This is a genomic window from Mesorhizobium sp. M4A.F.Ca.ET.020.02.1.1, from assembly GCF_004022645.1.
GTDB lineage: Bacteria > Pseudomonadota > Alphaproteobacteria > Rhizobiales > Rhizobiaceae > Mesorhizobium.
In genome coordinates this window covers 1-1,317 of sequence record NZ_RZOI01001107.1, presented here as the reverse complement: position 1 = coordinate 1,317, position 1,317 = coordinate 1, and the positions used below count along the sequence as shown (strand labels likewise).

The 1,317-nt window shown below is 60.8% G+C and carries 2 protein-coding genes; both read left to right on the top strand.

The genetic code is table 11. From position 1 onward, the window contains the following. Nucleotides 1-654 (top strand): peptide chain release factor N(5)-glutamine methyltransferase (gene prmC / locus EN742_RS35225; RefSeq protein WP_128333899.1); only part of this gene is annotated, 654 nt, incomplete at its 5' end. Nucleotides 655-983: 329 nt separating this feature from the next. Continuing rightward, on the top strand, nucleotides 984-1,317 hold a 334-nt coding region (locus EN742_RS35220; RefSeq protein ID WP_245492482.1), incomplete at its 3' end, for a DUF4167 domain-containing protein.

Sequence of the window (1,317 nt, the reverse complement as noted above, 5' to 3'; positions counted from 1 at the left end):
GTGCACCGAATCCTCGGGTTTCGCGAGTTCTACGGACTGAGGCTATGGCTCTCGCCGGAGACGCTGGAGCCGCGCCCCGACACCGAGACGTTGGTCGAGGCGATCCTGCCCTTCGCCAAGGCAACGGCGGAGCGGCAAGGCGAATGCCGTATCCTCGATCTCGGCACCGGTAGTGGCGCCATCGCGCTGGCGCTGCTTAGCGCCGTTCCCGGCGCTGTCGCGACCGGTGTCGACATAGCCGCGGGTGCGCTGGCCACAGCCATGCGCAATGCCCGTGACCTGGGGCTCGCCGACCGGTTCGAAACGCTTGAATCCAACTGGTTTGCAAAAGTTTCCGGCAGCTACCATGTAATTGCCGCAAACCCTCCCTATATACCTCGGCAAGACATAGGAAATCTGCAGGACGAGGTCCGCGGTTTCGATCCGCATCTGGCGCTTGACGGCGGCGCGGACGGTCTGGACCCCTACAGGATCATAGCCGCTGAGGCGGCGGGCTTTCTGGAAACCGAAGGCTTGGTCGTGGTCGAGATCGGCCACACGCAGCGAATCGAAGTGGCGGACATCTTCACGGCAGCCGGCTATCGGTTGGCCGATAAGTTTCGCGACCTCGGCGGTAACGACAGGGCTCTGGTGTTCGAACGCGCAAAGCCCTGATGCAGTGCGAAAAAGGGCTTGGCAATGCCCGGGAATGCAGCTAGGGTCAAAGTAGCCGGATGAGACGAAGCAGGCAGTGCTCTTAGCGATTCGGTTTTCCTTGGAAATAGCTGCCTTCTTGCGCGATCGACGCCAATGCTTCGTGCGGGAATCGTCCGGCAAGTGATGTAACCGGAACAGGATGGCACGTGGCGCCAACGCAATTGATGCGGGCGAACGCCGGTGAAGAAACGAAACGGCTGGCTGCATGAGCGCCTCCGTTCGCGAAGAGTTTTCAAAAATTTCACACTGAAGAGAGTCGAATGAGGCCACAACAGCAGAACAGGCGCATGCGCGGTCGCAATAACAATGGCGGCGGCGGTGGCAACAACAACAACCGCAAGGGCCCCAATCCCCTGACGCGCAACTACGAGAGCAACGGCCCGGATGTGAAGATCCGCGGATCGGCTCAGCAGATCGCCGAAAAATACGCCGCACTCGCCCGTGACGCGCAAAGCTCCGGCGACCGGGTGATGGCGGAAAACTATCTTCAGCACGCCGAACACTACAATCGCATCATTGCCGCCGCGCAGGCGCAGATGCCGATCCAGAACGTCCAGCAGAATCGCGACGATTTCGATGACGACGCGGACGAGGATCGCGACGAGTTCGACACTGTCGGCA